Genomic DNA, 21,565 nt, shown 5'->3' with positions numbered 1-21,565 from the left:
TAAAGCCCTGATTTATCAGGGCTTTTTTCGTTTCTGAGTCCCTGAAAACGCTCTGGTGAGTCAATCAGGTGAGTCAATGTATCTATATAAAAGTCGTCATTGCGTCTATTTCGTCCGCGTTTGTACCCCCAAAGCACTTGTACAGCAAGGCTATCCGTTCGACTTTAAATTCAGTCTAAAAACCAAATCTCGTCCTATTGCCATCAGGCGAAGTGCGCCCATTATTTCTCAAATTCTAAAATCCCTAGATAATGTGGATATATCTAGGGATTCACCTAAAGAAACCAAACAAGCAATACTGAGCTCTGTGGACTCACTCCGAAATTCATTCAACGACTCAGGGGTTGATCTTCACTCTGTTTCATCTCAAGCAGATACAAAGCAACAAACCGTCAAATCAATTAAACGAAACTTTGCTCAAGGGTATCGTTGGCAAGAAGATTTCATCACGTCGAAACAAAAAGCACGGATCACGCACCTAACCGTCCATCAGTTAAACAAACGAACCCTTTATTTCCTTGATTACTTCAAAAATAAAAAAATCGGTATTACTCAGATCACCGCTTCGGATTTGATGGAGTTTGGGAACAACCTACAGTCATGGGATAAAAGCGCTAAAACCAAGAAGGACTTTTGGGGGGCAGCAAAACAATTTTTGAAATGGCTCACTCTAAAACAACACCTTCCTCGAAACCCTTTTGAGGGGTTAACTGTTACGTTTAAATCTGAGAAATTTGCATCTGAACAAAGAGAAAAATGGTCTAGTAAACAGATTAAGAACCTGCTCTCTTGCTCTCAGTTTAAACAAGCATCACCTTCTATGCAGTGGACCGTGCTTCTTCTTATCTATATGGGATTGCGCCCCACTGAAGCATGTCAAATATCAGTACGAGATATAAGCATCGAATCCGGTATGTTTGTCCTATCCATCACCGATGACGGGCAATTACAGAAACTCAAAAATCATCATTCTTTAAGAAAAATCCCAATCCATAAGACCCTGCTCCAAAGTGGTTTTATTGACTTCGTCCGACAACAAAAAAAGGCGGCAAAGTCTCAGTTATTCGACTGGACCCCCACAGGGAAAGACAAGGATTGGACTAAGTTATTCCGAATTCAGTTTGGCAAAATTCAATCTTCTATTGAAATGCAACCGAAACAACGACCTACCGCTTATGGTTTTAGGCACACCTTTATCGACTGTTTAAAGCAACAAGGCATTGAGGAATATCAAGTGGCTGAAGTTGTAGGCCATGCCAATCAAAATATGACTTTTGGTCGATATGGGAAGAAGCTCTCAATGAGTAAATTAAAGGCGGTTATCGATGTTTTCAGCATCGGTGATTAAGTAAATTCAAGAGGTGAGTGTTGCGTTTCTTTTTCGATGTAACACGATAATTCGCCTTTTTGAACTGACCTACACCACTCCGAAGCAGCAGTACAACGCTGTTGCAGTCGGAGATGACAATGAAAAATTCAACTTGCCCGTTAGACAAATACAATAAAATCTTAAAGGCATCGATCAAAAACTCTCACAAAAAATCCACTGCAACGGGTTATATCAGTAGCCTAGATATCATTTGCAATGAATTGAAACGCAATTATGTATTTAAAGACTTAAAATACAGCGATATTGTATCCCTCATAACCGATTGGCAGGACCACTACAAAAACAAAACCATAAGTAACCGACTGACCATACTAAGAAAATTAACCTTAATGGCGGCCAACGATGGTTTTCTACCTTCGGATCCTTGTGAACATATTATTGGGCTAAAACCCGATAGTGCCTTAGAAGAGAAAAAGCCGTTCACTACTGAAGAGTTTCGTCGAATGGAGAATACGCACACACAGTGTCAATCAGGCAAGAACCTTGCTTTGCTTCAACGATTAGTAGGGCTTCGTATCCAAGAAGCCATTGCTCTTTGCTGGAGCGATATCAATTTTAAAGAACGCCAACTCAATGTTCGTCGATCTCGAACCCTCAGCGAGTTCAACGCTCCAAAAACAAAACAATCAACACGTGCGTTAGTTCTGACAGACGAAGCTATGCAATTATTAAAAAAGCAGTTTCAGATCACCGGAACTAGACAGGCTATTGATATTAAAATTCAAGGGATCAGCAAGACGTCGTTTACACGGCATTCATTCCAACCTGTTTTTATTGACGATCTAACAAGAAATCCTTTTACTGACAGCAAGGATTATTCCCAAAGATTTTTCACTGAATTTTTACAAAAAGCAGGAATTGAGCATCGCGGCCCCTCTCACTTACGCCATTCATTTGCATCTATAGCGTTAAGTGGTGGTGCTCCTATCAAGCTTATCTCTGTGATGATGGGACATGTAGATACCTCCGTCACTGAGAAGCATTATGCTAAATGGCTTCCTATCTCTGATGAAGATACTCGCTCTAAATTAAGTGCTGCACTTTCGATTCATGACAAGCCAAGAGATACCTCTAAGCAACCACAAAAAGCACCTCAGCATTCGTCCGAAGTCAATATATCATCGAGTTCAACTTGGACTTTTATAAAGTTGGGGATAAGAATGGTTGGCCTTCTACCTAAGCTAAAACCACAGCGAGATGAGTTTAGTTTACCGATATAAGTTTAAATATAATGAGCTAACTTTCATTTAAGTTAGCTCATTATTTACAATCAAAAGTGTGCATTAGCCCAAGCGGGGCAAGCACTTTAGCGAACACCCTTACTTGATATCATATCTTTAGTGCTCATCCATCAATGAGCCTTTAATGACCATAAAGGGAGTTTCTATGTCTACACCCATTCAACCTATTGCAATGCTCACCATGAACAATATCTTACGTGATATTGCTCAAGGCTCACCCACTTTGCTACTGCCAATAAAAACCAGTACCAACAATGACACTAATGACACCGACCGCATGGTAAGCCTTATAGCCGGTTTATCTCACCGTGGATTGGTTACTAAATCGATTGATATCCCATCAAGGACTCTCGATGTGATTTTTGGTTTCACCGTACAGTCATTCCAAATGACAGCTTTATATATGGACGACCAAAAACAGTGCTATGCGGTGTTGGCTTCAAAGGGTCACCAATACCAACGCCCTGAAAGCCTGCAGCTGCCTGCATGGGTGAATACAACACAAAACATGTCTTTCGTATAACGCAATTTACGCGCTTTAAAAGACCAGCAGTATTGCTGAAAAACACAAAAACGCACTTACACGCCATGTGTGTAAATGCGTTTTCTATGTTTAGGCTATTTCCGTTCTCACTGCACTCTTTGGTGGTTTTGGTATCGGAACTTTGAGCGATAAATTAGCCTGCTCCACAAAATAAACCAGTACCCGATATTTTTCTTTTCGCACCGTCTGTGATTCATGCTCGGTCCTGCGCCAATAACCAATCAAGTGCTTGCGTCCTACACGCTCTATTTGCTCTCCTAAGTTCTTCTCATGCTTAAACACATCATCGAATATCTCTATCAGTCGCTTGAGCTGTTTTTGCCGATAAGCAATACCTGGCTTCTTATAGTGACGCATCACCGCGTGTATTTGGCGCACCGTGTTTGAATTCATACAGACCTCCTCATTAATAGGATGAAGAGGTACATCAAAAGCTGAGTATTCAAACTAGAGTTACGGTTTTTGTGTGCGTACACAGGCTAACCTATGTACGCATTACTGATACTAAGGCGATGATGCCCTAGAAGCTTTGACAGCCCCAATCGCACCTCTTTATCTCGCTGTTTGGCTTCGGTGAGGCTGATATTGAGCTGTTGTGCTAAATAGGTGTGATGCGCCTTTCCATGCTCAATATGAGCCTGCACAGGAGGCAGAGCGCCCATACGTTGCTTGTAATACTCACACGCATAATGCTTGCGTTCACCATGGGTTCGATACCCACAATCAATGCGTTGATGCTCTCGCCATACTGCTGTTTGAAAAGCTTTAAAACTCATATCGATAGGTACAAGATTGTCATGCCCTGTTTGAGACTGCAGCTTCGCACCTCGCTCTAATGCCGCTATCTGGATGGGCGTATCGCAAGGCACATCACGTATCTGCCCGCCTTTAGTGCCGCGTTCAATGGAGATTTCAGCCTTGTCCTTCAACTGCTGTAAAGCCTTATTACAATCCAATAATGACGCTTCTCGCATTCTTAATCCAAAAGCCCGTTGTAACTGGGCAAGCACCGCAACCGGTTCACTCGCATTGGACACAATATAATGATGCTCTTCTGAGCTGACCGAATGGTCTGTGGTTGCAATACCTGTTTTAGAAGGATAATCCAACTCTTTGGTTGCCAATACTTTGAGTGCCTTGTCTCCCCTTGCCTGAGCTAAACACACATTCACGTGGCTTAAATAATCTCTAGCAGAAGCTGCGCTGAACGTAGATTCGGATTCAAAGCGCTCTCGTAAATGCTCACCAAATTGCAGCACATGGCTTTTTTCAATCTGGTTAAGACGTTTAACGTCCGTATTTTCTTTTAAAAAGGCTGAGAACGCACGGCAGGCAGGAAGCCTTGCTAAGTGGGTGTTGTTTTTCATCCCACCGAGTTGCTCAAGTGAGGCATTAATTAAGCATTTGTCTATCTGCCTTGAACCCAAGCCAAAGTTAGGTTTCGTAAAGGCTCTCACACCACTTAAATGGTAGCCGCTGTATTTGGTTTTACGCATAGTTACACTCCTGTTCAATGTCAGTTTAACTAGCGTCAACTTTGCTCTTTTGCAGGGTGTGTTTACGGTTTTTTCTGATTCAACATAGCGGTTGATGCGCAGAAGAATTTCACTTCTGTATCGATCAATGATTTACGCCTTTTTAATTACCCTGAATGCTTCTCCCGATAGGAGTCAGTGGCCTTATTGCATGCTCATTCAGTGATGGGTTAACCGCTCCCTTCTATTTTAAGGTCGTGGGCAGTGTCGCAGCCTCGGTTATAATAGATAGCGTTGTTGGCATCAACTACGGCTTATTGCGTCCTCTATCTATGTGCTATGTCATGTGAAGTTAACGTACTCTCTTGGTGGCATTGGGATAATAACGCCAAGCTATTGCTGCTTATTATCACTCCAAGTCTCTGTTTACGTAGCGTCACTTCCGAAAACTTTTTCTCGCGATGTCAGTGCGTGCTTGCAGTACAAGGGCTGAGGCCCACTATGGCACTTCGTCTAATTTCTTGTCAGTAATTAGACGAAGTGTTGAATCCCTGCTTATTGCACATCTGGCTCGTCATCAAAGACTTGCCCACCAGCATCATTCGAAACGTTTTCCGTTAGTTTCATTTTTTACGCTCAGATTTTCCTTACTTTGCCACTTAGCTTATGCGCTCTTCGCATTTCTATGTGCACTTTTGCACCATCACTGAGAGTAGGAGAAATCGGCAGTCTAGAAGACTGTGTTGAGGTTTTATTATGCGAACTGATGACAGGCCGCAACGAGCGATATTGACAGACTAAGCCCATATTTTCACTGCGTCATAGACGAAAAAGAAAAGCCACTCCGAGATGAAGTGGCTAATAGCAAGGCAGAACTAACACTGCCTATTTTTGAGAATGAGTAGCGATGCAAAAGTATCGGTCTATCTTGTGAGTGACTCTCGATACTCACTCCTGCATCGCCTTACACTTAAGTAGGTCTATTCAGATTATTGTCATTCTGCGTTGCGCTTTTTTTTTTACGCCACATCCGCGAATACATGACACAAGAAGTCATGTGAGACAGCGCCTTTTTCCAAAGACCTCTTATTTAGTGCTAAATCGTCGTGTTAATAGCAACCCAAACAACCCTAAAAGGCCAAAAGAGACACTACCACCCGAACTTGACCCACCTTGCGAAGAATCTTCATCAGCACCATCACCATCGTCGGAGTCTGGAATTTGCGGAACCTCAGGCTCCAATTCCGGCTCTTGCGGTAAGTCAGGCTCTTGAGCCTCATTGCCACACCCAGGCAACAACGGATTATCATCACACGTCTCTACACAATCAGAGTGTGAAGGATTTTTATCACAAAAAGTAGGATACAAACGAATCGTTAGTGGCTTATCAGCAACATCTTCAATACCAAGATTAATAGATGCCTCCACCACGGAATCGAATACAAACAGGTTTCGTTGGTTTAGTACCAACTTCACCATACAACCCGCTTTTGGCTCTAAAATTCCTGCGCAATCTTGCTTAACCATCAAGAAATCATCGTAGGAAACGCCTGCAGCATCAATCTGACCATTGAGCGACTCAAAACCCCCGCTCAATTCAACAGGGTCTAGCACAATAACGGTGTCGGTAAAGTTCTGAATTGGGATCAGGATTTCGTGTGAATCACTACTTTCTGGCTCAACAGTGATACCCATATCTGTTGGATAAACAACATCATCCACATATCGAACAATACTATCCATCAAGTAACCCAAATGACTAAATGAGGCGACATACACCTCATCGCTGCCACTAAACACTCCAGATAACAATTCAGACTGCGCTACAATGTCGTCCATCTCTGCATTCATATCACTAAATACAGACACATACAGCTCGTCTTCTGGCGTAGGGTTTCGGTCTGAACCAAATAGGCCACCGTAAAAGTAATCACCACGAATAATCGGAGAGCCACTATCACCGGGGCCTACGCCCGGAAAATTATTTCCTGTATTCACACCAATCATATCGGCCTGTGCTGAGGCTTGAAAAGTACACTTCTCAATATCTTCAGAACAATACGGGCCACGCAACGAACCGATATTCGCTGAACGAGCCTGCGTTAACGGATATGGACGGTACAACTGAAAAGTCGCTTCCATCAACGTACTCGGTGTTGACCCAGATGCACCACCATATGCTGTACTACCCCAACCACGAAACGTAAACGTTTCACCCGGCTTAAGGAATTGCTCCCCAGTATGATGATCGGCTAATGGTTTCAAGATGCGACTACTTTGGTGAGGTATCGGCTCATCCAAAATAATCAAACCCCAGTCACTGTCGTTATGCCCGTTATGAACAGGATTGTCTTTTACTTCCTGCTCTCTATCATCAAGAAAGTGAGGCATCGTTTCAAATAGATTACGCCAATACGCTGCCGTATTAAAATCCCTAACATCGCCCTCAAACGCATGAGGGAAAAGAGGCTCAATTTGATTATTGAACATCGGATCTAAGTAAGCCCACCAATCTTTATTGGTTTCATGAGCCCTTACATGTTTGTACTCACCATAACGGTCATAAACCGCATCTGGATCACGCACATCCACACCCTGATAAACCTTAAGGGAAACGGTGTGCGTCCCATCAAGACAATGGCTAGCGGTAAAGATATACTTACCACCCACCAGCATCCCACCACACGTTTTGGTGCTAATACCGGTATTACCTTTTAAAACGATTCGCACGAGATGGTTACCATAGTCGTTAACCGAAGTCTCTGTACCATTGAAAATCGCGCTTGCCGAGAACGACACTAGCGACAAAGCTAAAGCGGCCGAACCAAATAACCTACTTATAAATTTCATCATCCTACTTCCATCGATTAAATAGACTAAATATAAGAATCTAATACTCAAATTAGAGAGCACTTAACATAATAACGATCGCTTTGAGTTGAACTCTTATCTAAACAATGCATTTAAATTAACAATCACTAGAAAATATTTAATACCTATTTACAAATGGAGTATCAAGTTAAGGTTTATGACAGTGAAAATCATATCTAAGAATAAAAAATCGAATATTTGAACTTGAAGGGAATAAATAATCGGTTTACGAATATAAGCACAAATAACACACGAAAACAGACTATTTCAAAAGCAATAATATTAGTAAGAAAATGTAAGGCTAAATTTAACTGTGAACTAAGACGTACTCAAATATTCAGCGGCTAGTATTTTCTTATTATTCACAATGACTGGCAGAGTAAACGTTCTATCGTGATGATGAAGCCGTTGGAGAATGAGTAGCAATCATAAACATGAATGTGTTGCCACACGGTAAAACACTGACTCTTTCAATTTCTCTTTCAAATACCCCTACCTAGTGTGACTGCAAAACGGCAGTGAATTAACCCAGTTTAACCACACGTAGGGATAGAGCCATGGAACAAAATATAACAGCAACGCCCGTTGCATCTGATAATACTGTGACCGTCGAGAGTAGCCAGGTACAAGAGACGCTGAAACAAGTTCGGCATCACTTGTATCAAGTAATGGCTCCGAACTGGAAAAGCGGTTACGTCACGGAAAAAGTCATGTATCAGTTGATAAGTAACCGATTGGGGTATGAGTTCAGTATCGAAAATGTAGCAAGTGTTGAAGAAGGACGAGCAGCTTATCGCTGGGCTCAGTACTTTAACAAGATGTTTGAGGATGAGCGCCAGATTATGAGTAACTGGTAGCTCCCCTATATAACGCAGAGGCATTGTCTCTGCGTTATTTTTTTGCCACTGATCCACACTCAATTATCACGATTAATATCGGAAGTCATAAAAGAAACTTAACCTGAAAATGACTGGTTTCGTTTTGCCTTACCTAAAGTGTAAGCCCGTTGGGGGCTACTAAAAATTATTAACAATAAGCTAAGGCAAAAATATGAAAAAAATTGAAATGGTCCAACTCATTAACGAGCTTGAAAGCGATATACATAATCTTCAGTTTTTCACTGCAAAAATAGAAAAACGGCTCTGCAAAGTTCGAGCTGAACTTTTCGAAGTGATACTGTTGAGCAATAAGGATGATGAAACAAAAACGAAAGCGAGCTCTAAGTAAAATAAGCACTTTCCTGTTTTTAGTCCAAATCTCGAAATGATTTAGCGATATTTCATCAAAAACAAAGAACCTACCCATTCATATGCGGTAGGTTCTTTTTTAGTCGTAGTTAAGGAGCTCTTCGTAGCTCCTTTTTGTAATGTGCTTATTCAGCTCTTGGATTCAATATCGATTGAAGCTACCGCTTCCTATGGTTAAATCAGCTACTTACCAAACAGGCGTTATGTCTACCAAGATTTAGCTAATTGAAAAGCAGTTTTACATAGTCCCGAGCCTTCCCAGAAAATTACTAGCCACCTTCCTTTAAAGCAATGTATCTCCCGCCACAAAATGTCGAGACTATGGCTAATACTTGCCAACCTTAAAATATAACACATGAAAATCAATCACTTATCGTCACTATATGATAGTGACTATATTGTAGTGACTATCATATAGTGGAAGCTCAATTCGCAATATGCGTAATACAGTACGTGCAGTGAATATGGGGTTGAACTGATAGCTAAAAAAGGGGGGCCAGGGCGCCTGTCCCAAGGCGTTTGGTTAATGTGTTGCTGATATGTTGACATCACCAATAAAAGCCCCTATATACAGTATGTTATGGTTGTATATGGGGCTTTTTTGTAAGTGAAAAATCTTTTTTAGACACTTTAAGACTCCCTAAACCAAGTGGTGGCATTCAGGTCAATTTCTGCAAGAACCCTTTTTGCAGAAACTTCGCTGCACAGCCAACGTTGATGTGTGAGCCGAGAAGGAATTAACCGTAAACCAGAAAGAGGCTCATGTGGCATAGTGGCATAGTGGCATAGTGGCATAGGGAGTTTACTGCTTTTTCAGGTATCCCTTATGCGTCAGCGACAGCCTCTATGAGAAGCGAAGTACTCAATATGATAGACAAGACTTAAAAGTGCTTGACAGTAGTAGCTACGAGTACATAAAGTCTATGTGTAGATTGTGGCGGTAGGAACATCCCCACGTAAAAAACCTAAATTCCTTGTTTGTTGTGGCGGTAGGAACATCCCCACGAAAAAAACTTAAATTCCTTGTATTATCTACCAGAAAACCCTAACACTAAGTCAGTTTTTTTTGTATATGAGATCGGATATGGGAAGTATATTGAAAAATATATTCATGCAGTAAAGTGCAACGATGCCAATATACTCAATAGTTTCGAGTGTCAGAATTAAAAAGCCCTATTCACTGTTGTGATAGGGCTTTTTAATTTTCTCAGGCAGTCATGTGTAGCAACACATTAACCAAACGCCTTGCTTCTGTCCCGGAGCTTTACTCTGTAAAACGTTTCTGGACGCGGTACTTTAGTAAGCAGTACATAATGAAGATCAACAAACTTCTTTATCTCGCAAAGATTTTCCCCTCAGTGTCGTTCTCGATATTCTAAAAAGCAGGTCTGGCACTAAGCAAGATAAGCGCGATAAAAGACGAAATGGTGAGCGTATTGTTTGGAGTGAAGCAAGATAATTACTGCACTTTCTGAAAAATGAGCATCGCTCAAAATTATTTCGAGGCAAAAGTGCTTCAGAGGGATTGTTGGAACAGGCTCTTACAAAATCGAGGTTAGAGTTTTTCCGACGAGGCTGTTGGATAATTGGGAACAACTTGACCAAATAAATCTCATAGTGGTCTCATACGTTCTAAACATATCTTGAAGCAAACGCGAGTTGGTAGCGCTTTGCTTACCGGTAAGTTAGGAGCACAGCGAGTAACTTACCGGTATGTAGCAACTGAAAAACATAACCGCCTAGAAAAACATTACCATAACGCATATCATCTATGCTATCTGACACTTTTCCTCAAGCAGTATCCAAGATTTAGAAAAAAGGTTTAATTATTTTGACCATTTATCAGAATAAATTCATCGATTATACGGACATCCGAGAATGTGAAATTCGGTGGCCAAAGCGCAAGATCGCTGATCAAGAACGCTCAGGACGAGAACAGCACTTTTTTCCTCTCCCCTATGATCTATGTACTACTGAATATGATCAAATTACCGCTTCATTTGGGGATAGCTGGGTAAACTTTACTGATTTCTTACGCTCAAATGGATGGAAAAGCGAGACTAAGTCCACAACCTGCGATGGCACAGATACATTTGATTCTAGCCGCATTAATTTCCTAGAGCATATATGCATCAAGCATGACTTAAAAACCTTCAGCTTTCCCCCTACCTTTTCAAAGAGGGTTGGCCTAGCTGGAACACTCGCTCAACTAAAGAAAAATATCAGTACCGACCACACTGTTCAAAAACGTATGGCAGATCTATGCCATAAGCTCGACATTCAGCCAATCTGGACTCAAAACTTAACTGATGAAAAACTGATATATATACTTTCGTTATTGTCCAAAAGACACTTCTTTGCTTCCAGAGACCGTTGTATCGAGTATCTATCAGCAATACAGAATGGGAAATTAGAGCTCAGAGATAACGAGGGGCGCAGAGTTAATGTCTATGGTGTCCGCGGAAAAATTGAAAAGAATTCAGAACGCTTCCAAAGACTTATGCAAAATTCTGGTTTTCCTTGGCACAAGAAACTGGGATTTCAGGGAAAAATATTAATAAAAACGGAGACAAACGCATTTGCCTGTGATTCCCACTTGGAAGCCGATGTCTTGATTGCTCTCATCCTAATGAATTTGGAGCCAGATGACAAAGACATCCCCTTAAAAGATCTCTGCCCACGTATCACGGGCTTAAATAGTGATATCGACTTTATTTACTGGAATGATGGTAAACCTGTTCTCCTCGATATTTTGATGGTCAGTGTGAAAACACTAGCAAGAGCCTCACTCGACTCAAAGAAAAGCTACAACTTAGATTCAAAGCTTGAAAGCTACATTTCAACAAAACGAAAAAAAATGAACGCTCTATTTAACTCCGATAAAATTAGAAAAGACGCGAGTTATTTTACATTTAATAATAATCAGCTAAAAAGACAACATTCAGAAGTAGTACACACACTAAACACGCTTGGATTCAACATTGCAAATGTTCTGAAAAGAGAATTTACCCCTCTAGGGGAAGAGTTCTATTCTAGACTTTCAAACAAAAAATTCAGCGTCGCTCCAATGTCCAAAAGTTTTGTTTGTGAAGAAATCTGCTCTTTCATGAAGAAAAACGCACTAGACACATCTAACGGGTTACGTGCTCCGTCCTCCCAACTAGTGGAAGACAATTTCCCTGGTTTTCGCTCTCGTATACGAGAGGTCGGTGGATATAATATCATCTGTGAAATGTGCGATTTATTACCACACTCCCTTGAACAACTTAATACTTGGAGTGAATTTATCGAGCTTGCACACGAATACAGAATAATTGATAAAAATAAAAAGACACAACTTCGTTCATTTGCGGACAAGCAGAACACCCCAAACTATCCTAAAATACCTAATAACCTCTCTGATACCCACAGAAAAAAGTTTGTTCTCCAAGATTTTATAGAGAATCACAACCCTCAATCAATTGCTCCAAGAGATACAACACAGGCATTGCAATTTATTGGGTATGAGTTGTTGCACCCTGACCTCTTCTTTGCCACGAAAGAAGACATGAAGGCCGCTGCTGTAGATTCAAAATCACTAAAACATAAACAGTTTATAAAAGCTGCTTCACGAACCACTTATCCACGCCTATTCGAAGCACAACTAAAGTCATTTTTTGGCATAACAAAAAAGCTCTTACCTAGAGAGTTAATAGACACATTAAAACAGTCTAAATAAGAAGCAGTATGAGCATAATATCATCACTTGAGACAAGCACTTGTATTCAAAATAATATTCCTACCTAAAACAAGACATTACACCAGTTAAAAAAAGTAGGTCAAACGCAAGCCAGTGCGCTTTTGTGGTGCTGAGTTCTTGAACTGATGCTCTAGACCTCCTATATTACTGTATGTATGGGGCGTAGATCCATTTGTGTGTTGGTGAAGCAACTATTAGAAATTTCCGAATGGTTGGGTTTCAACCAATTTGAACTGGTAAGGGTTACTTATATGTTCAGTTCCAACCCCGTGGAATTGCTGTAACCAGAGTTTCCACCTCATCATCCAGTTATTTAGCGTCTGGATGTGATATATCCCATCTATAACATGCTGATTATCAAGCGCAATCAACCTTTTATGAACGACCTCAAACGGTAATTTCTTCACTATGGTTTGATAGGATAAATTGCCATCTGTACATAGAACACAATCGGAAGTTAGGACTGGCGCTAAGGATGCCTTAAGCTCTTCTTTGGTGTTCCTATTCAACACTCGGTGAGTAACAGTTCCGTTGTGGTCAAGAACTAGTAGCACTGGATTTGGCAACCTCTTTGCCCCCTCCGCGCTTACTGGCAGGTCGAGGCATAAAGCGTTTACCCTTATATGACTCGTTAATAAATGTTTCATCTGCTTCGATAATGCAGTGAAGCTCTGAGGGTTTATTATCTCGGGGTTTTGAGAGGAGTCAGTGCCTCCATTTCCACGCTGTTTTGACGTTAACGCCAAGCTCTTAGGCAACTTGTCGTATCTTCGTGGTGAGCCACATTTCTTCTGAATACTGATGCCACTTATCTTGCCGCCGCATTCGGGCGAGCGGTGTTCCTGCTAAGGAATTAAACGTTCGTTCACAAGACTTACATTTATAGCGTTGTTGGCCGCACCCAGTCGTCCCGTACTTTGTAAAATCAGCACTATCGCAGTGAGGACAAACCGACACAACATCCTCTCGTTCAGCAATGGCTTTTCCAACCTAATTAGCTGAAATTAGCTCTTCAATCCGCTGTCGAGTTCTCTTCAACTGAACGAATATGAGGTGTTCTAATTGCTCATGAAGTTCTGTAAGCTCGTGATTGTCCATGGTCAGTTCCATGTTGCTGTATCTACTTAAAGAATAGCGGCATACCAAGTTTAGCGTGCATCGGCCCATCATATTCGAGCATAGCACCGTATTCCTTCAATACAGCATCCGGCCTTGAGCCTATTGTGAGCACTCCAGCCTGTACGCTCATGCCGAGATGATCGCGCATAAGTAAATTAAGCGTCCGTTCGATCCGGGGTTCAGAAGTAACAGAGCACTTAGGGCAGCTCGATAGCCGTAGAACATCACCCAAGTTTTCTTTGATCCGATATTTTAGAGCGACCACCCTGCCCGAATGAATAGTACGTTGATCACATCGCCAATAAATCGGCATACTCATGTTGATCGGTCTATTGCTCAGTGGGCCATTTCTTCTTTCGTCAAACTGAGCTTTCAATGTCGGATTATTACGTATCAGATCGATGATGTGAGCTGAGGATTGCACTAACTGGGACGTACTCCTGACATAACATTCCCTGCAGCAGCTGCCATTCTGCCACTAGGTAGGGGTGGATCACCGCCAGATTACCATTCTTAGCGACTGTCGAGGCACTGCGTTTCGTTCCCGCATTATTGCGAGAGCAAATCGGACACCCCTCGGCGTCAGGATATTTGTTATAGGCATTACGCAAATTGTGAGGTGTACGCACAAATCCATCAGTAAACCCCTGGTACTCCGGAGTCAAGCAGCGCCACCACAAGAGCTTATTACTACCTACTGGCAACTCCAGATCTGCCGGCTTATTTCGCTGGTGGTCAAACATCTTCACCATCAACAGGTGTTCACAAATCGGAATTTTGCTAGGCATGCTCACCCCCACAATTCTAGTATTTTTAGCTTCGGTGACTCGTTCATTCAACAAAAATATTTACTCCGTACTCTGCGTCAGAAACGAATCCACCTCTCAGAGAGATAATGAGAGGTGGAATAGGTTAGTGCTTTAGCCCGTATGATTGAGATAAAAACTCAAGATCTTTTAATAGAATCTCCAGCTGCTCATCGTCATCAAGCCCTTCGAATGAATCCGGATTGCGATCGTGAAGGATCATGAATAACTCTGCTTGCTTCAGAGTCAGGCATTGAGCATCGTTTGATACTAAACGACATAAGGCAGAGAAGTCGTACCCGTAGTGCTGGGCAAGATCAACTAACTTTTGAAAGTGTGAAGGGGGGATAGGCTGACGCACAAAGTTTTCGTAGTTTTCGCTCATAAAACACCATTTCCATTAGTTAAGGAATCTGCCAAGCCGGGTTTGTGACTTAGCGTGCAGATAAACCTACTGTATGAATTAACAGTGTGTCAAGTTTTTTTTGGATGCAAAAAATCCTTCTTCGACAACTATTTAATCGAAAAAGTTTATTTTTATTTTTATTTTTTATCGAACAACCTTGGTCCCAAAGGGCTCACGGGTGATCGGGCATTACTATTATTATTTTTCTTTTTTTTATGATTTCTCTTTGTTATTATTTTTATATGTCCATTTTTTGAACAACCGTAGCCCTATGATGACCACATATGTCATTGTGTATAATTATTTAATAAATGTCAAAAAACAGAATTTCTGTTCAAATATTCAGCGTTGTTATTCGTCTAATTCTAGTGATAAATTGAGTTTTTGGCCTCATTCTATGAATATTATGAGGCCAGAAAGACCTGACCTTGTAATTTACTAGGCGAGATATCTGGACAGCTAGATAAGATCGTGGCCATCGCACCAAGCGAGCGCAAACAGGTATTCGACGTTCTTGAGCAAAAAGCACAGCAACTAGCCATTACAGCAGGAGCATGCCCACAAAGTGTCACCACTATCAAAATGATAGAGATCCCTTTAAGCTACCTACCGGGCAACCGAGTGCATATCAAAATCAAAGCGGCAGGTAAAATACATTAATAATATGGTTTAGATGTATTGCCTTAAACTATTTAAATTAAAACGTGTAGCGAAGCGTAGCCTAACCCACTGTTTTTTTGTTCCGTTTTAATGCCTTGCTGGTCGTTTTCTTTACAAGTAATAACAGCAAGCCAAAGCGAATAAATCGCTCGCCGCTGTTCATCAGACCACTCAACTAACCGCGATGATCACCGTAACCTTTGAGTGGTACCACTTTTCCAAGTGAGGTATTCGTAGAACTGATAAAACTCGGCTTTACCAACTTGGGATTGAGTGCAGAAACTTCCTTCCAGCACTTCTCTAATTCAGCAAACTTATTGTCGTATTGTTCTGTGATCTTGCCGATAAAATCCTGTACTCTACCCTCACAACCATGCAGATACATATCATTGCGAATTTCATCAAGTTCCGCTATCTCCTTGTTCAGTTTGGCTCTCCTCTCTAAAGACCACTTTGTACCTCCAAACTCATCAACTGAAGCTTTACCTTCTTTACATGCCTTTATATCTCTTTTGAGTTGCCAGATCTCTTCAGCCTTCTTTTCTCGAATTCTTTCGAGTCTATCGCATTCAATTGTGTGTTTTTTCTTATACTCGTCTCTTGCTTTTGAGTACTCCTTTTTGAGTTTTGACTTCTGCCACTCACATTTCTTCTCTAAAGATTTCCTTTTATCATCATACTTTTTGAAGTCTGGGTCGGTACGCATGTCCTCATAGGTCTTCCGGCGAAACGCCTCGGCCCTACTAACCATGCTCGCATACTCAACTCCTAGCCCTTGTAGTGACTCCCGTAATCCATCTTCCTCTCCCCTGAGCTCCTTAATTCTCCCTCCAAGCTCTTTGATTTTCGAGTATTGGGTAGAGAGAATACCTGTATTAACTGAGACAAGACCTCTAGCGACTTCTGACAAGGGATCAATACTGATTAGGCGCTTGTAGGCCAAATGTAGGCCTTCCCTAACACTCTCTAGAGTGAGCATTGGTAAGCCCTTGAAGTCTTCTATCGCGAGGTGTATTTCAATTGCGTTGATACGCTCTGTCTTCAGGTACTGAACTTTCTCGTCCTCACAGGCGTGATGGACGCAAATTTCTACGATTATCAGCTCATTGTGCTCAGTATAAGCAAGTATATCTGGTCTATAGCCTGCAAAGGAGGCCTCTTTTTTGACAGAGGTTAAGTTGACCTTGATATCCTTTCGGTTTCCATCAAAAGTCACGTAATGAAATTCAACAAAGCGATCTTCTTCAATCACTTCCTTGGCAAGGAGGTGTAGCTCAGTTTCACCACTCCAGTTACATTCAGCCCCGGCCTCGTGCGCAAAGTGACTAATCCTAGAGCCACGCTGCTTAGCCACCAAGGAGGCACCGCAGGTAACGCACGTGCAATTACATTCCTTACCATTGGCAACATTTTGAATAGATACCAATTGACCTTGCTCACTCAGAGCGCGGGTCATTTTAAAACCACTGTGCCTAGCCATACTGAACCTTCAATGCCATTATTTGAACCTAAAAAGTCCACCAAAATTCAGCGTCAGTAAAGCCATATCCACTAAAAGTGCGATCTAAAAACCTAAAGCAAACATTTTCGTGAATCACGCAATGGAGCATATGTATTGCATGCTCCGTTTTGCAAGTGGGTAAGCAAAATAACAGAGTTAGTTTGCGCTAATATACTCAGAGTCTATTTGAGACATACATTAGTCCCAACTCTACGATGAGATCCACGCTAGATTGTCCTCATAAATGTGAAAGCACTTTTAATACTGTTCTGCCCCTCAGGCCATCAATCTAGTAGTCTAACCGTTTTTTTATCTTGATTTATAATATGCAAATATTGAGACAGATATCTTTATGTGAAGTCTCTAAATCCCTAACTATTTTAGAGCGTAATATTGCGCTCTAAAATTGGGCTTGCTAAGGTAAACAATAAGGTTAGTCAATCACAGAGCCTATCTAGGCTCAGAATAGAAATTAGTTCATTAAAATCAGTGCTTTAAAGTTACGCTGGACGGTCTATTTAGGTTTCAAATCCCTATCTCTCCGCCACATTTAAAGCCCTGATTTATCAGGGCTTTTTTCGTTTCTGAGTCCCTGAAAACGCTCTGGTGAGTCAATCAGGTGAGTCAATGTATCTATATAAAAGTCGTCATTGCGTCTATTTCGTCCGCGTTTGTACCCCCAAAGCACTTGTACAGCAAGGCTATCCGTTCGACTTTAAATTCAGTCTAAAAACCAAGTCTCGTCCTATAGCCATCAGGCGAAGTGCGCCCATTATTTCTCAAATTCTAAAATCCCTAGATAATGTGGATATATCTAGGGATTCAGCTAAAGAAACCAAACCAGAAGATGTCATTTTGTTTGGGGTGCCATACGTAGTGCTGATAAAAAAGGGAGAGATAACTCCCCCCTTTAAATTAGCTACAAGCTAAGTTTTTTAACCATTCCCGCCTCATAATGACCCGGCATATTACATGCTAGCTCGACCTCTGAGTCCCCATGAAAGTGCCATAGGATTTGCTTTGCTTTGCCTGGAGCTACCACCACGGAATTCTCCATGTCATGGGTACTCATTGTTTCCATCATTTCTCGGTGCTCGGCATGCTCGGCATTTGTGCCGATCACAAACTCGTGCTCCATTTTTCCGGTATTGAGCACGACAAACTGCACTACGTCATCAGCTTCTATTGTGACGTCGCGCTTAAACTTGATACTCATGTCATCCCCTAAAAGTACATGTACTACCTTGTCAGGTTTAGCGCCTTTTGCAGGCATGCCAACACTACTTGAACCGTGCATGGTCGAGTGGTCCATTTTGCTATGGTCCATCTCTGAGTGATCCATCTGAGAATGATCCATATTGTGGTGATCGCTACTAGCAATAGCCACATTTGTCGCCAACAAAGTAGCAAACAGTAGAGTCGATTTTTTCATAATATGATTCCTTATCTTTTGATTTCTCGTGATTTCAGCAGTTTAAATACTGCAGGAAGAACTACTAGGGTTAATATCAAGGCAGAAGTCATGCCGCCTATCATAGGAGCGGCGATACGTTGCATCACCTCAGAGCCGGTGCCAGCACCGTACATTATTGGGATAAGACCAATGATGACAGTACTTACTGTCATCATTACAGGACGTACGCGAAGTCCCGCTCCTTCTCGAATGGAGTTGGAAAGGTCCTTCAAACAAAGCGAACGATCGCTTTCCTGTGCATCTAGCTTAGTGTGATGCCACGCTTGATTGAGGTACACCAACATAATCACTCCAATCTCAACCGCGACACCAGCAAGTGCAATAAACCCGACACCAACAGCGATAGAGAAGTTGAAACCGAGTGCGTACAAAAGCCAAATGCCACCAACCATAGCCAGTGGCAAAGTAGCCATGATCACCAATACCTCAGTGATACGCTTGAAACTGAAATAGAGCAGTAGCATGATGATGGCAATCGTAATAGGCACTACCACCATTAGTCGCTCTTTTGCTCTTTCCATATACTCGTACTGCCCTGACCATGCCAGTGAATAGCCTGTTGGTAGTTCAAGTTGTTCGCGTACCGCTTGCTGCGCATCGGCTACATAAGAACCTAAATCTCGCCCCTCAATATCCACAAAGATCCAACCGTTAGGTCTGGCGTTCTCTGTTTTGATCATTGGAGGACCATCTTCATATCGAATATCTGCAACATCACCAAGAGCAATACGCGCACCATTTGGAGTGACAAGTGGCAAAACCTTTAAGTTCTCAACTGAATCACGATACTTTTGTGGATAACGTACGTTTATCGGATATCGCTCTAGCCCTTCTACGGTTTCACCTACATTCATTCCCCCAATTGCAGTTGAAATGACCTGTTGTACTTGCTGTATATTGAGCCCATATCGCGCAGCTTTGGGCCTATTGATATCTATGGTGACATACCGACCACCTGCTACTCGCTCTGCATAGGCCGATGCCGTTCCCGGCACTTCGGACAATATCCGCTCGATATCCGCACCAATTTGCTCTATCACTGACAAATCAGCACCTGCCACCTTGATTCCTATCGGTGTTTTGATACCCGTTGCTAGCATGTCGATACGCGTTTTGATTGGCATCACCCAAGCGTTGGTCAGCCCTGGGAATTTCACTAAATCATCAAACTCCTTGCGTAAAGATTCGGTAGTTACACCCTCACGCCATTCAGAACGAGGTTTGAGTTGGATCGTCGTCTCTATCATGGTCAAAGGTGCGGGGTCGGTAGCGGTTTCCGCACGCCCTACCTTGCCCCATACTGACTCTACTTCTGGAACAGTTCGAATGAGTTTGTTGGTTTGTTGTAGAAGTTCTCGTGCTTTACCAATAGAAATACCCGGATAGGTGGTTGGCATATACATAAGATCCCCCTCATCCAGAGGCGGTATAAACTCACTGCCCACCTTGGTTAATGGGTAATACGCGGATCCCATCAAAGCTATGGCTACCAGTATGGTGCTCTTTGGATAATTGAGACTGAGGTTGAGGAGCGGTTTATACAAACCTATCAAACCTCGGTTTACTGGGTTCTTATGCTCTGGAAGTATATTTCCTCGCACAAAGTAGCCCATCAAAACCGGTACAAGAGTGATTGCAAGGCCAGCTGCTGCTGCCATCGCGTAAGTCTTAGTGAAAGCCAAAGGGGAAAACATCTTGCCCTCTTGGCCTTCGAGAGCAAAAACCGGTACAAAACTTAAAGTGATGATCATCAAAGAGAAGAACAGTGGCGCACCTACCTCTTCCGCAGCCTTACCTATCACTTGCCAGCGGTTTTCATCGGTTAGAGGCGTTCTCTCTACGTGTTTATGCACGTTTTCAATCATCACAATGGCGCCATCTACCATGGCACCTATCGCTATGGCAATTCCACCTAAAGACATGATATTGGCGTTAATTCCCTGCCAATACATGACTATAAATGCACTTAATATTCCCACAGGTAGGCTAAGAGCAATAACTAGAGAAGAGCGAATATGGAATAAGAACATGGCACACACTATTGCCACTACCAAAAACTCTTCAAGCAACTTTTGCCACAAATTCTCAACGGCGGTATCAATCAGGGTGGAGCGATCATAGGTTGGAACTATCTCTACTCCGTCTGGCAGGCTGTGTTTTAGCTCGTCCAATTTTTCTTTTACACGCTCTATCACCTCACTAGCGTTCTCGCCAAAGCGCATCACGACCACGCCACCAACAGCCTCACCTTCCCCATTAAACTCGGAAATACCTCGTCGCATTTGAGGTCCTAAATTGATCTCGGCTATGTCACCAAGAAGCAAGGGAGTGCCTTGTGCGTTCACCTTTAGGGGCAAAGAAGCAATATCTTCTATGCTAGAAAGGTAGCCGGTTGTTCGAACCATGTGCTCAGCTTCAGCAACCTCAACCACAGACGCACCAGTTTCTTGGTTCCCCGCTGATATAGCCTGATTAATCTGCTGCAAGGTAAGGTCATAAGCGCGAAGTTTTGCAGGATCAATTTGGATTTGATACTGCTTCACCATCCCACCTACCGTGGCAATTTCAGATACACCCTCAACGGTTTGCAACTCAAACTTCAAAAACCAATCTTGAAGAGTCCTTAGCTCAGCAAGATCGTGTTGCCCTGTTTTATCCTGTAATACATAAGAGTAAATCCAACCTACCCCCGTGGCATCAGGCCCCAAAGTCGGCTTAGCATTCGCAGGTAAATTAGGGGCAACTTGGCTCAAATATTCAAGTACGCGGGATCTTGCCCAGTACATATCAGTATCATCGTTGAAGATGATATAGACGTAGGAGTCACCGAAAAAAGAATAGCCTCGAACGGTTTCGGCACCGGGCACTGCTAACATCGCTGTAGTCAAAGGATAAGTGACCTGATCCTCAACAACTTGCGGTGCTTGCCCTGGATAACTGGTTTTTATGATGACTTGGACATCAGATAGATCAGGAATGGCATCCACAGGCGTATTTTTAATACTGTATAAACCACCTAGAGTGAGAAATACAGTCAATACTAGAACCAGAAATCGGTTATGAATCGACCATCGTATAATTGCGTTGATCAC

The 21,565-nt window shown here is 42.3% G+C and carries 15 protein-coding genes; 7 read left to right on the top strand and 8 right to left on the bottom strand.

Annotation, left to right across the window (positions count from 1 at the left end; genetic code table 11):
- Window positions 1-76 precede the first annotated feature (76 nt).
- The 3 genes from OCU38_RS04135 to OCU38_RS04125 all read left to right on the top strand — a co-directional run bounded on the left by OCU38_RS04135 (window position 77) and on the right by OCU38_RS04125 (window position 3,154).
- The gene (locus OCU38_RS04135; protein ID WP_261823861.1) at window positions 77-1,348 is read left to right on the top strand and encodes a site-specific integrase; all 1,272 of its coding nucleotides are present in this window, start codon (window positions 77-79) and stop codon (window positions 1,346-1,348) included.
- A gap of 119 nt (window positions 1,349-1,467) precedes the next feature.
- Window positions 1,468-2,610, top strand: a complete 1,143-nt coding sequence (locus OCU38_RS04130) for a tyrosine-type recombinase/integrase (RefSeq protein ID WP_261823860.1) — start codon at window positions 1,468-1,470, stop codon at window positions 2,608-2,610.
- 166 nt (window positions 2,611-2,776) lie between these two features.
- A complete protein-coding gene (locus OCU38_RS04125) occupies window positions 2,777-3,154 on the top strand; it encodes a hypothetical protein (protein ID WP_261823859.1) in 378 nt (125 codons plus the stop codon).
- A 90-nt stretch (window positions 3,155-3,244) separates the two neighbouring features.
- Here OCU38_RS04125 and OCU38_RS04120 read toward each other — a convergent pair whose 3' ends face one another.
- The 3 genes from OCU38_RS04120 to OCU38_RS04110 all read right to left on the bottom strand — a co-directional run bounded on the left by OCU38_RS04120 (window position 3,245) and on the right by OCU38_RS04110 (window position 7,503).
- The gene (locus OCU38_RS04120) at window positions 3,245-3,568 is read right to left on the bottom strand and encodes a hypothetical protein (RefSeq protein ID WP_261823858.1); all 324 of its coding nucleotides are present in this window, start codon (window positions 3,566-3,568) and stop codon (window positions 3,245-3,247) included.
- Between the two features lie 86 nt (window positions 3,569-3,654).
- Window positions 3,655-4,671, bottom strand: coding sequence for an integrase domain-containing protein (locus tag OCU38_RS04115; protein ID WP_261823857.1), 1,017 nt, complete (start codon window positions 4,669-4,671; stop codon window positions 3,655-3,657).
- A 1,065-nt stretch (window positions 4,672-5,736) separates the two neighbouring features.
- Window positions 5,737-7,503 carry a trypsin-like serine protease gene (locus OCU38_RS04110; protein WP_261823856.1) on the bottom strand — a complete coding sequence of 589 codons (1,767 nt, stop codon included), beginning with the start codon at window positions 7,501-7,503 and terminating at the stop codon, window positions 5,737-5,739.
- Between the two features lie 575 nt (window positions 7,504-8,078).
- On the opposite strand from OCU38_RS04110, the gene OCU38_RS04105 reads away from it, so the two are divergent.
- The 3 genes from OCU38_RS04105 to OCU38_RS04095 all read left to right on the top strand — a co-directional run bounded on the left by OCU38_RS04105 (window position 8,079) and on the right by OCU38_RS04095 (window position 12,486).
- A complete protein-coding gene (locus tag OCU38_RS04105; RefSeq protein ID WP_261823855.1) occupies window positions 8,079-8,378 on the top strand; it encodes a hypothetical protein in 300 nt (99 codons plus the stop codon).
- A 193-nt stretch (window positions 8,379-8,571) separates the two neighbouring features.
- A complete protein-coding gene (locus OCU38_RS04100) occupies window positions 8,572-8,748 on the top strand; it encodes a hypothetical protein (RefSeq protein WP_261823854.1) in 177 nt (58 codons plus the stop codon).
- 1,851 nt (window positions 8,749-10,599) lie between these two features.
- The gene (locus OCU38_RS04095; protein WP_261823853.1) at window positions 10,600-12,486 is read left to right on the top strand and encodes a hypothetical protein; all 1,887 of its coding nucleotides are present in this window, start codon (window positions 10,600-10,602) and stop codon (window positions 12,484-12,486) included.
- 771 nt (window positions 12,487-13,257) lie between these two features.
- Here OCU38_RS04095 and OCU38_RS17120 read toward each other — a convergent pair.
- Both OCU38_RS17120 and OCU38_RS04090 read right to left on the bottom strand, forming a co-directional pair.
- Window positions 13,258-13,464: a transposase gene (locus OCU38_RS17120; RefSeq protein ID WP_415846813.1), complete on the bottom strand. Its 207-nt coding sequence runs from the start codon at window positions 13,462-13,464 to the stop codon at window positions 13,258-13,260.
- Between the two features lie 1,074 nt (window positions 13,465-14,538).
- Window positions 14,539-14,817 carry a hypothetical protein gene (locus OCU38_RS04090; protein WP_261823852.1) on the bottom strand — a complete coding sequence of 93 codons (279 nt, stop codon included), beginning with the start codon at window positions 14,815-14,817 and terminating at the stop codon, window positions 14,539-14,541.
- A 492-nt stretch (window positions 14,818-15,309) separates the two neighbouring features.
- Between OCU38_RS04090 and OCU38_RS04085 the strand changes: the two genes are divergently transcribed.
- Entirely contained in the window at window positions 15,310-15,498 is a 189-nt protein-coding gene (locus OCU38_RS04085; RefSeq protein ID WP_261823851.1) for a hypothetical protein, read from the top strand.
- A 175-nt stretch (window positions 15,499-15,673) separates the two neighbouring features.
- Here OCU38_RS04085 and OCU38_RS04080 read toward each other — a convergent pair whose 3' ends face one another.
- The 3 genes from OCU38_RS04080 to OCU38_RS04070 all read right to left on the bottom strand — a co-directional run bounded on the left by OCU38_RS04080 (window position 15,674) and on the right by OCU38_RS04070 (window position 21,565).
- A complete protein-coding gene (locus tag OCU38_RS04080) occupies window positions 15,674-16,852 on the bottom strand; it encodes a hypothetical protein (protein WP_261823850.1) in 1,179 nt (392 codons plus the stop codon).
- A gap of 1,066 nt (window positions 16,853-17,918) precedes the next feature.
- The gene (copI, locus tag OCU38_RS04075; RefSeq protein WP_261823849.1) at window positions 17,919-18,431 is read right to left on the bottom strand and encodes a copper-resistant cuproprotein CopI; all 513 of its coding nucleotides are present in this window, start codon (window positions 18,429-18,431) and stop codon (window positions 17,919-17,921) included.
- Window positions 18,432-18,442: 11 nt separating this feature from the next.
- Window positions 18,443-21,565, bottom strand: a complete 3,123-nt coding sequence (locus OCU38_RS04070) for an efflux RND transporter permease subunit (RefSeq protein WP_261823848.1) — start codon at window positions 21,563-21,565, stop codon at window positions 18,443-18,445.

The organism is Vibrio neonatus, from assembly GCF_024346975.1.
GTDB lineage: Bacteria > Pseudomonadota > Gammaproteobacteria > Enterobacterales > Vibrionaceae > Vibrio > Vibrio neonatus.
The sequence above is the reverse complement of the archived record's forward strand: the minus strand, read 5'-3'. Positions and strand labels throughout refer to the sequence as shown.